Below are 205 nucleotides of genomic sequence, written 5' to 3' on the forward strand. Positions count from 1 at the left end.
ATAGAAAGGAGGTGATCCAGCCGCACCTTCCGATACGGCTACCTTGTTACGACTTCACCCCAATCATCTGTCCCACCTTAGGCGGCTGGCTCCAAAAAGGTTACCCCACCGCCTTCGGGTGTTACAAACTCTCGTGGTGTGACGGGCGGTGTGTACAAGGCCCGGGAACGTATTCACCGCGGCATGCTGATCCGCGATTACTAGC

General features: G+C 56.6%; 1 rRNA gene. It reads right to left on the reverse strand.

Going from position 1 to position 205, the window contains the following annotated elements:
• Positions 1-4: 4 nt before the first annotated feature.
• Positions 5-205, reverse strand: a 16S ribosomal RNA gene (locus tag MR083_RS27745); the annotation flags it as partial.

Origin of the sequence: Bacillus cereus group sp. BfR-BA-01408, from assembly GCF_022663305.1 — a bacterium.
Taxonomy (GTDB): domain Bacteria; phylum Bacillota; class Bacilli; order Bacillales; family Bacillaceae_G; genus Bacillus_A; species Bacillus_A pacificus.